General features: G+C 64.5%; 9 protein-coding genes. 7 read left to right on the plus strand and 2 right to left on the minus strand.

All coding sequences use genetic code 11. The annotated features are described in order from the left end of the window. Positions 1-360 precede the first annotated feature (360 nt). Positions 361-573 (minus strand): cold-shock protein, encoded by a 213-nt coding sequence (locus LB565_RS29565; protein ID WP_027168154.1) that lies wholly within the window; start codon positions 571-573, stop codon positions 361-363. Between the two features lie 277 nt (positions 574-850). Here LB565_RS29565 and LB565_RS29570 point away from each other — a divergent pair, with 277 nt between their 5' ends. Next, positions 851-1,177, plus strand: a complete 327-nt coding sequence (locus tag LB565_RS29570; RefSeq protein ID WP_140838556.1) for a hypothetical protein — start codon at positions 851-853, stop codon at positions 1,175-1,177. Positions 1,178-1,200: 23 nt separating this feature from the next. Here LB565_RS29570 and LB565_RS29575 read toward each other — a convergent pair whose 3' ends face one another. Next, positions 1,201-1,770, minus strand: coding sequence for a methylated-DNA--[protein]-cysteine S-methyltransferase (locus LB565_RS29575; RefSeq protein WP_224589600.1), 570 nt, complete (start codon positions 1,768-1,770; stop codon positions 1,201-1,203). Positions 1,771-1,935: 165 nt separating this feature from the next. Here LB565_RS29575 and LB565_RS29580 point away from each other — a divergent pair, with 165 nt between their 5' ends. From LB565_RS29580 to LB565_RS29605, 6 genes are all read left to right on the plus strand, one after another. Then, on the plus strand, positions 1,936-2,961 hold the full coding sequence (locus LB565_RS29580; RefSeq protein ID WP_224589601.1) for a transglycosylase SLT domain-containing protein: 1,026 nt from the start codon (positions 1,936-1,938) through the stop codon (positions 2,959-2,961). Between the two features lie 577 nt (positions 2,962-3,538). Beyond that, positions 3,539-4,759, plus strand: a complete 1,221-nt coding sequence (locus tag LB565_RS29585; RefSeq protein ID WP_224589605.1) for an ABC transporter substrate-binding protein — start codon at positions 3,539-3,541, stop codon at positions 4,757-4,759. Between the two features lie 23 nt (positions 4,760-4,782). Beyond that, positions 4,783-5,697, plus strand: coding sequence for a carbohydrate ABC transporter permease (locus tag LB565_RS29590; protein WP_224589606.1), 915 nt, complete (start codon positions 4,783-4,785; stop codon positions 5,695-5,697). A gap of 7 nt (positions 5,698-5,704) precedes the next feature. After that, positions 5,705-6,523, plus strand: a complete 819-nt coding sequence (locus LB565_RS29595; RefSeq protein ID WP_224589602.1) for a carbohydrate ABC transporter permease — start codon at positions 5,705-5,707, stop codon at positions 6,521-6,523. Between the two features lie 118 nt (positions 6,524-6,641). Further along, positions 6,642-7,397: a DUF899 family protein gene (locus LB565_RS29600; RefSeq protein ID WP_224589603.1), complete on the plus strand. Its 756-nt coding sequence runs from the start codon at positions 6,642-6,644 to the stop codon at positions 7,395-7,397. 113 nt (positions 7,398-7,510) lie between these two features. Next, the gene (locus tag LB565_RS29605) at positions 7,511-8,065 is read left to right on the plus strand and encodes a DUF4142 domain-containing protein (RefSeq protein WP_224589604.1); all 555 of its coding nucleotides are present in this window, start codon (positions 7,511-7,513) and stop codon (positions 8,063-8,065) included. The last annotated feature ends 168 nt before the right edge of the window (positions 8,066-8,233 follow it).

Consider the following 8,233-nt stretch of genomic DNA (forward strand, 5'->3'; position numbering starts at 1 on the left):
ACGGAAAACCGCCGTCTTACGGGGCATGCGCATGTGGCATTTCGATTCACCCCTCTCTTTCCCCGGACAGCCCTGCCGTGAACGGGGAGAAGGAGGCAACTCGCCAAAATCCAGACAACAAAAAAGGCGGGCAATGCCCGCCTTCCTGTGCCGGTAGCCTGATCGGGAGCGTCCGGTCCGGACTGGCAGCTATCTGCTGTTCCAGCTTGTCGGGTCTTTTCGCTCCGGCGCGCTTCTCGCGCGACCGTCAGTACATCCGTGACTTGCCGCGCGCCCCGAACCTTGGCCCGGTGCGCGCCTTACTTAGTCGCATTTCGCGTCGCCGGCCGTAAAGCCTGGCCGCAAAATGCTTAAGCCAAATCAGGCTGCCTTGCTCAGAGACCCAGCAGCGGACTTGCCGGTGCGGCGGTCCTGCTCGATCTCGAAGTTGATCTTCTGGCCTTCAGCCAGGCTCGTCATCCCAGCGCGTTCGACAGCGGAGATGTGGACGAAAACGTCCGCGCCGCCATTGTCAGGTTGGATGAAGCCGTAGCCTTTGGTGGCGTTGAACCACTTGACCGTACCAGTTGCCATATAGAATGCCCTTCACATTTGCTTTTGTTTGACCGGACCAATGTCCGGCCGGCGGTATCGAAATTTTGGAGATAGACGTCAGCAAACGCGAAGATCGCGGCCCGATCGATCGGCCAAATTCAATGCTCCGGATATAGGATAGTTTGAGCAAGAAAACAAGACGGGTTGCCTGGACGCCGCCCGCATGCCGGATCGAGCGGAGCGCAAGCATGGAAGTTTTGACAGTGGTGCCGCGTTGTGAAGGGATGGGATGCTTGCCCTTCCGAGGAGAGAAGCCATGAAAGCCATTCTGCTTGCCGCCTGCTTCCTGCTGCTGGCCGCCGAGGCGCAGGCGGTGACGCGTTACGATCCGACGCGCATGAGCTGCGACCGGGTGCAGGCGACGATCGCCAGACAGGGCGCCGTCATCCTGCGCTACCAGTCGACGCGCGTGCCGGGGCTGCCGCTTTACGATCGCTATGTGCGCGACGAGCGCTTCTGCAACGCGGGCGAAGTGAGGGCGCGCGCCTATGTGCCGAGCGCCGACACCAGGTCCTGCATGGTCTATGTCTGCAAGCGCCCCGATTTCGAGCGGCGCTTCCGCCGCCGGTTCCTGCAAGATTAAAGGGCGTGAAAGGACTCTGCTCCTCAGAACCCGAACGAGGCCTGCGCGGCCGGCGGCGGGCCGACGCGAACGCCTTCCATGGCCAGCATCTTTTCCTTGGTGGCCGAGCCGCCCGGGGCGGAGAAGCCGCCGATCTTGCCGCCGGCTGCCAGGATGCGATGGCAGGGAATGACAAGCGGCACCGGATTGGCACCAAGCGCAGCACCCGTCTCGCGGGCAAGCCCGGCATGGCCGGCGCGCTTGGCCAGTTCGCCATAGGTGGTGGTCTCGCCGAAGCCGAGCTTGCGTGCGGCATCGTAGATAGCGAGGCGAAAGTCGTCGACGCCGTCGAGGTCGACCGGCACGCCGGAGAAGTCGACGTCCTCGCCGGCGGCATAGACCTTGATCGACGCGATCAGCTCGACCACCCATTGCGGCTGGTCTGTCGAGGTCGAAACACCGGGGTGGCGGAACAGCCGGCGCTCGACTGCTTCGCGGCTGCGTTCGGGCAGACAGAGCCGGATCAGGCCCTTCTCGCTCCAGGCGATGCCCATGTAGCCGATCACTGTTTCTAACACTGCGTGGCCGGCCGTGATCTCGGAAGCGGATTTCATAACGTTTTCCTTCCGCAAAACAGCGAAAAACGAGTACATATCCAGAACAATATGGCATCTCCGCCCTGTTATCGCCACCCGAAAACCGCCTGGTGGCCCCGATTGCCGGGTGTGAATCGCTGGTGTAAGGACTCCTTAACAACCGACAAACCGGACCCGCACGGCTTGCCAGCTAAAATCATATTCACCGCGATAGGCGTGCTCGTTGCAGCAGCCGGGCTCAGCGGCTGCACCTCGACCTCGCAGATGAAGGCCGCGCCCGCGCTTGCGGACGCATCGACTCCTGCTGTCGCGGACGACGCGCCGACCGTTGCCCTGCCGGAAACCGTGGCCGTGCTGCCGGAGCCTTCGGGCCTTGCGCAGGTGCAGACAGCGGCGCTGGCCGGCGATGTCGTCGCCATGGCGACCGCGCCAGGCGCGCCCGCTACGCAAAGCGCGCCCGCGACGCAAGGCGCGCCCGCGACGCAAGGCGCGCTGTTGCCGCCGCCTGTCCAGCCCGGTGCGCCCGCCGCGGCTCTGACTCAGCCCGCGGCTTTCGCCGGCGCGACGCCGATGGCCGGCCAGTTTCCGCCGCCGCCGGTGCTGACGGCCGGCGGCTCGCCGACCGGCCCAGGATCCATCAGCCGAGCGGCGGCGATCAGCCGAGCGGCGGTCTATAGGACCGCGGGCGTGGCCATGCCAGTCACCGGCCAGTCGGCGAAAGTCGCTCCGATGCCGGGCGTCCAACAGGTTGCTTACGTGGCGCCGGACAATCCGGCGCTGCTGGCGGCACCCGGCCAGCCCGAGCAGCACGCCAGCGGCCCGCGCGGCGAGATCGAGCGGCTGATCGAGAAATATTCGGCGATCTACGAAGTGCCGGTCGAGCTTGTGCGCCATGTCGTGAACCGCGAGAGCACCTTCAACCCGAAAGCCTACAATCATGGCCATTGGGGGTTGATGCAGATCAAGCACGCGACGGCGCGCGGCATGGGCTATGACGGGCCGGCGGCCGGCCTGTTCGACGCCGAGACCAACCTCAAATACGCGGTGAAATATCTGCGCGGCGCCTGGCTGGTTTCGGGCGGCAACGCCAAGCGGGCCGACACGCTCTACCAGACCGGCTACTACTACGACGCCAAGCGCAAGGGCCTGCTCGAGGCGACGGGCCTTGGCTCCGACCGCAAGCGGCATCGCCTGCAACCCGACGCCTGAGCGGACGGTCCCGCGCGCATATCGATCTCAAAGCAACGACGTGAAGAACACCGCGGCCTTCCGGCTCTACGAGCGGCTCGGCATGGTCCCGGTCGGCTGGGAAGGCTGACACCCAAGGCGCGGCGGGCCCGCCGGAGGCTCCTGGCGCGGCGTTGCAACCCCCTGCGCGCGAGCATTGTGAACTCCTTCACATAGGCTGACGTTAGGGCATGCTAATGCGTCGTCATGCCGGGCGGCCGATCGGCGGATCGACGCTGGCAAGGCGTCGGAGGCGGCTGTGCCGGCATGCGTCAGCCACTCCCAGGCGGGCTCCGGGGCGGGGTTTCGGAGCCCGTCCGCTTTGCGTGAAGCGAGTGGAAGGAACAGGACACCGACCTGGTCGAGCCGACCGAAGGGGCTTCGACGATCGGGCGGCTCGAGCCTTCGCGTGTGAGCGTCGGGAACCGTAAGCAGCGTCGCGCATTCATCGCAGGGGCCTTGATGAGCCGCGGCGCCGGGACGGCGCCGCCGGACGCTGAGGGAGGCCCACATCCCCGTGAAATTTGTTTCTGCGTTCCTTGCGTTGGCCGCCGGCATCATGCTGGGCGTTGTCCAGGCGCGAGCCGTGGAACTGTCGATCGTGTCGGGCGACACCGGCAACGGCATCAAGGTGCTGCGCGAGATACTCGACCGTTACGAGAAAAAGAGCGGCAACAAGGTCGACATCGTCGTCATCCCGCCTTCGACCACCGACCAGTTCGGCCAATACCGGCTCTGGCTTGCCGCCGGCAGCAGCGACATCGACGTCTACCAGACCGACGTTATCTGGGCGCCGCAGCTGGCCAGCCAATTGGTCGACCTGACGGAGGCCACCAAAGATGTGGTGGGCGAGCATTTCCCGTCGATCATCCAATCGCAGACGGTCAACGGCAGGCTTGTCGCGCTGCCGATCTTCACCGACGCGCCGGCACTCTATTACCGCAAGGATCTGCTCGACAAATATGGCTTCAAGGTGCCGGCCACCTGGAAGGAATTGCACGACACCGCCAGGCTGGTCATGGACAAGGAGCGGACGGCCGGCGACAGGGACCTCTGGGGATATGTCTTCCAGGGCAATGCCTATGAGGGGCTGACCTGCAACGCGCTCGAATGGGTGATGTCGAATGGCGGCGGCGGGATCATCGAGCTGGATGGCCGCATCTCCATCGACAATCCAAAGGCGGCGGCGGCGCTGGACATGGTCAAGGGCTGGATCGGCACGATCGCGCCGCCGGGCGTGCTTGCCTATCAGGAGGAGGAAGCGCGCGGTGTCTGGCAGACCGGCAATGCGGTCTTCATGCGCAACTGGCCCTATGCCTATGCGCTCGGCAACAGCGAGAATTCGCCGATCAAGGGCAAGTTCGACGTGGCGCCGCTGCCCGCCGGCGAAGGCGGGCGGCCGGTCGCCACGCTCGGCGGCTGGAACCTTGCCGTCTCTAAATATTCGAAACATACCGCCGCCGCGATCGGCCTGGTCAAGTTCATCGCATCGCCGGAAATGCAGAAATACCGGACGCTGAAGACGTCCAACCTGCCGACCATCGCGGCACTCTATGACGACCCCGACATCGCCAGGCAGCAGCCGATCGTGCCGCGCTGGAAAGAGATCTTCCTCAACGCGCAGCCGCGTCCCTCCGCAACCGCCAGGATCAAATACAACGAGGCATCGAGCCAGTTCTGGACGGCCGTGCACAACACGATCTCAGGCGACGGAACCGCCGCCGACAATCTGGCCGAGCTCCAGGCAAGACTGACCAGGCTGAAAGGCAAGGGCTGGTGACCGCGGCAAGGCGATCGCCGTTGATGCGCCGGCGCGTGCGCACGGCATGGCTGTTTCTCGCGCCGATGCTTCTCGTGCTCGCCGCCGTCGCCGGCTGGCCGTTCCTGCGCACGGTCTATTACAGTTTCACCGACGCCTCGCTGGCCGATCTCGAAGCGAGGCAATGGGTGGGCTTCGACAATTATTTCTCGGTGCTGCGGCTGCCGAGCGGCCGCATTCTCTATGACGGGCTGCTCGTCGATCCGGTCTGGTGGCGCGCGGTGTGGAACACGGTGCGCTTCGCCGTAGTGTCTGTGGCCTGCGAGACGGTGCTGGGCATGGTCGTCGCCCTTGCCCTCAACGCCGAATTTCCCGGGCGCGGCATCGTGCGGGCCGCGATCCTCGTTCCCTGGGCGATCCCGACCATCGTCTCGGCCAAGATGTGGCAGTGGATGCTCAACGACCAGTTCGGCATCATCAATGTCGCGCTTCTCAATCTCGGCCTGATCGACACCAAGATCGCCTGGACCGCCAATGCCGATACCGCGATGATCGCGGTGCTGATCGTCGACATCTGGAAGACGACGCCGTTCATGGCGCTGCTGATCCTGGCCGCCCTGCAGATGCTGCCGCGCGAGATTCTCGAGGTGGCAAGGCTGGATGGCGCCAATCCGTGGCAGATCTTCTGGCGGGTGACCTTGCCGCTGATCCGGCCGGCGGTGATGGTGGCGGTGATCTTCCGCGCGCTCGACGCGCTGCGCATCTTCGACCTGATCTATGTGCTGACGCCCAACAACGTGCAGACCAAGTCGATGTCGATCTTCGCGCGCGAGAACCTGTTCGAGTTCGACAAGTTCGCCTATGGCTCGGCCGCCTCGACGCTGCTTTTCCTGATCATCGGCCTGCTCACCATCGCCTATATCCGGCTCGGCCGGCTGAGTTTCGACGGAGGGCGCTGAGGTGAGAATGCTGAAGCGCGCCGCCTTCTATCTTTTGCTCCTGGCGATCGTCTTCGTCGCGGTCTTCCCGTTCTACTACGCCATCGTCACCAGCCTGAAGTCGGGAACCGAATTGTTCCAGGCAGGCCTCTGGCCGCAATCGTTCAGCCTCGCCAATTACCGCAACGTGCTGACCGAAGGTCCCTTCCTGCGCAATCTCGTCAATTCGCTCATCGTCTCCGGCGCGGTCGTGGCGGTCTCGCTGCTGCTCGGCGTCACCGCTGCCTACGCGCTGGCGCGCATCCGCTTCCGCGGGCGCTCGGCGCTGATGCTCGCCATCCTGTCGGTGTCGATGTTTCCGCAGGTCGCAGCGTTGGCCGGGCTGTTCGAGATCATCCGGGCGCTGCATCTCTACAATTCGCTGCTCGCGCTCATCCTGTCCTACATGATCTTCACACTGCCGTTCACCGTCTGGGTGCTCACCACTTTCGTGCGCGACCTGCCGGTCGAGATCGAGGAGGCGGCGATTCTCGACGGCGCCGGGCCGTGGACCATCCTCACGCGCATCTTCCTTCCGCTGATGTGGCCGGCTTTAGCCACCACCGGGCTGCTCGCCTTTATCAGTGCCTGGAACGAGTTCCTGTTCGCGCTCACCTTCACCTCCACCAACACGCAGCGCACCGTGCCGGTGGCGATCGCGCTGCTGTCAGGCAATTCGCAGTTCGAAATTCCGTGGGGCAACATCATGGCCGCCTCGGTGATCGTCACCGTGCCGCTGGTGGTGCTGGTGCTGATCTTCCAGCGCAGGATCGTCTCGGGTCTCACAGCCGGCGGCGTCAAAGGCTAGATGCGACGCGAAAAAAAGCGACCGGAATGCGTGCGCCGAAATGTCGGATCAGGTCGCGGCGAGCCGTCCTTGGATCGTAGAGCAACCCGCGCCGGGACGCCGGCGCCAGGAGACGATCATGATCACCTTTCCCAATGAATCCGCCAAATATCGCACCGCGCGCGAAAAATTGCTGCGCAAGGAAATCGAGCTGCGCCGCGCCATGGAAGCGGTGGCGGAGGCAAGGCGCGCTTTGCCGCCGGGCGGTTTGGTGCCGCAGGACTATGTGTTCGACGCCCTGGACGACCAGGGCCAGTCGGCGAAAGTCAAGCTGTCGGACCTGTTCGCGCCGGGCAAGGATACGCTCATCCTCTACCAGATGATGTTCCCGCGTCATCCGCAGGAGACGCGCGAGGTGGCGAAAGGCGGCGAGACGGCGAAGCTTGCCCGGCAGGACCAGCCATGCCCGTCCTGCACGGCGCTGCTCGACCAGTTCGATGGCGCGATCGGCCATCTCGAAGCGGCGGGTTTCAACTTCGCCGTGGTGGCGAAGACCGAGCTCGACAATCTGCTAGCGCTCGGCCGCGACCGCGGCTGGAAAAACATGCGGCTCGTCTCGTCGGCCGGCAACGCGTTCAAGCGCGACTACAACTCCGAAACCGCCGAGGGCGCGCAGATACCGCTGCTTTCGGTGTTCCACCGCCATGGTGACGGCATCCGGCATTTCTGGTCGTCGGAACTCGATTTCGCACCGGCAGACCCAGGCCAGGACCCGCGCGGCATCGGCACCTGCGAGATCCTGTGGAACCTGATGGATTTCACGCCCGAAGGCCGGCCGAACTGGCACGAGCAGCTGCAATATGCCGGGCAGGCCCCCGGCGCGCACTGCCACTGAGGGCGACGCGGGCGCCAGGCCCGCGCGCTTCTTTCGAGGCAACCTCTTAGGCAACCCTGGGGCCGGTGCCGCGTTGGGAAAGACGGAGGGGCTGTTTCGGATCGGAGATCGAGATGAAAACGCTGCTGCCCCTGGTTGCCGTCGCGCTTCTTGCCGGCGCGCCCGCCGCTCTCGCCCAGTCGGACAATTCAGATGCCGTGGGACCGATGGTGACGGAGAACAAGGTCGACACCCAAAGCTTCGTCACAACGGTGCCGAATGCCAACACGTTCGAGATCGAGTCGAGCAAGCTGGCGCAAGAGAAGTCGGCGTCGGCCGACGTCAAGGCTTTCGCCGCGCAAATGATCAAGGATCACGGCAAGGCCGGCGAGGACTTCAAGGCCGCGCTGAGCCAAGGCCAGACCACCGCGTCGATCAAGCCCGCTGGCCCGGCGCTGCAGCCGAAGGAGCAGCAGATGCTCGACGAGTTGAAGAGCGCCAGCGGCAAGGAGTTCGACGCCAAATACATCAAGATGCAGACCGACGCGCATAAGGACGCCGTTGCGCTGTTTTCCACCTATGCCAAATCCGGCGACGACCCGGCGATGAAGGAATTCGCCAAGAAGACGCTGCCGGTGCTGAAGATGCACGAGAAGCATGTGAAGGAACTAGCGGTCGCGCATCAGTGAGGGGCGCCCTTGCCTTCTCCCCTTGTGGGAGAAGGTGGCCGAGCGAAGCTCGGTCGGATGAGGGGTGCTCCAGCGGAGTGAGACGCTGGCCTTCCCTGGAACACCCCTTGTGTATAGCGAATCGTTCATTGTGTTGGTCGCCGCGGATGGGGCGATCACCCCGTCCGC

Source organism: Mesorhizobium sp. CA14 (genome assembly GCF_020165195.1).
Classification (GTDB): domain Bacteria; phylum Pseudomonadota; class Alphaproteobacteria; order Rhizobiales; family Rhizobiaceae; genus Mesorhizobium.